Source organism: Actinomadura logoneensis, assembly GCF_003428695.1.
GTDB lineage: Bacteria > Actinomycetota > Actinomycetes > Streptosporangiales > Streptosporangiaceae > Spirillospora > Spirillospora logoneensis.
In genome coordinates, this window is sequence record NZ_QURH01000545.1 from 1 (window position 1) to 1,552 (window position 1,552).

1 protein-coding gene is annotated in these 1,552 nt (G+C 75.1%); it reads left to right on the top strand.

Annotation, left to right across the window (positions count from 1 at the left end):
• A partial coding sequence (locus DZF91_RS23990; protein ID WP_328589205.1) for a hypothetical protein occupies window positions 1-1,442 on the top strand: 1,442 nt, incomplete at its 5' end.
• Window positions 1,443-1,552 lie beyond the last annotated feature (110 nt).

Genomic DNA, 1,552 nt, shown 5'->3' on the forward strand with positions numbered 1-1,552 from the left:
CCCGCGACGCCCGGCCGGGGCTGGCGGACCTGCGCGCGCGGGCCGCGGCCATGCCGCCGCGCAGGGGCGTCCGCCGGGTCGTGCCGCGCACCAACTCGGGCCGCATCCGGGCGTTCGCGGCGGGTGTCGTGGTCGTCCTGGTCGCGCTGCTCCTGCTGGCCTGGAAGGGCGTCCACGACGCGCGGACCGGGGTGAGGGTCATCGACACCGCGGGTCCGCAGGTCATCGCCACCGGCGACCTGTACTTCCGGCTCACCGACATGGACGCGCAGCTCGCGCGCGCCCTGCTGGTCGGCGGCCAGGACGCGAGCCGGCCGGACCGGGCCCGGGCGCTCGCCCGCTACGACGCCAGCCGCAGCAAGGCCGACGACGCGCTGATCCAGGCCGCGCGGCTGGCCCGCGACGCCACCGAGCGGCAGACCGCCCGGTCGCTGCTGGACGGCCTCGGCCGCTACGAGCGGCTCGCCGGCCAGGCGCTGCTGCAGGACCAGGGCAGCCCGCACGCCGCGGGCCCGCCGTCCGCCGCGGTCACCCAGCTGTACCGGGACGCGACGGACCTGATGAAGCTGCAGCTGCTGCCGCAGGCGTACAACCTCACGCTCGACAACGGCACGATCGTCCGGCACACCTACGAGGACGAGCGGAGCGCGGTGCTGACCGGCCGCACGGTCGTGATCGTGACCGGGTTCGTCCTGCTGGCCGTGCTCGTCGGGTTCCAGTGGTCGATGGCGCGCCGGTTCCGGCGGGTGCTGAACCTGCCGCTCGTCCTCACCACGGTCGCCGTGCTGGTCGTCGTCGGCTGGACGGCCGCGATGCTCACCAGTCAGGCGTCGACGCTGTCCAGGGCGAAGACCGACGGCTTCGACTCGATCCTCGCGCTGGCCCGTGCGCGCGCGATCGGCAACAGCGCGCAGGCGGACCAGACGCGCTTCCTGCTCGACCCGGGCCGCCGCGACACCTACGAGCAGGTGTTCCAGAGCAAGTCCCAGACCGTCCTCTACCTGCCCGCCGACAACCTCGCCGGGTACCAGCAGGAGGTCGGGGGGCTGCAGAGCCTGCGGAACCAGCGGCACGACCGGCCGATCCTCGGGTTCCTCGGCACCGAGGGACGCCGTGCGGGCAGCGACCCGAAGCGCCTGGACGACGTGCTGGAGGGGTTCAGGAAGTTCCAGCAGAACGACCGCCGGATGCGGGACCTCGTCGCGGCGAACGACCGCGCGCAGGCGATCGCGCTGCAGACGGGGCAGGCCGCGACCGACTACGCCGCCTACGACCAGAGCCTGGTCCGGCTCGCCGCCGTGCACCAGGCGACCTTCGACCGCGCCATGAAGGACGGCAAGGGCGGCACCGAGGGCTGGCAGTACGCGCTGCCGGCGGCGGGCCTGCTCGTCGTCCTGCTGCTCGTCGCGGGCGTACGGCCCCGGCTGGCGGAGTACCGATGAGGGGGCGGGACATGAGGAGGGTTCGCACGCGGCGCGTCGGGGCGGCCACACGGCGCGTCGGGGCGGCCGCGCGGCGCGTCGGGGCGGCGGCGCTGGGCCTCGTCGCGGCG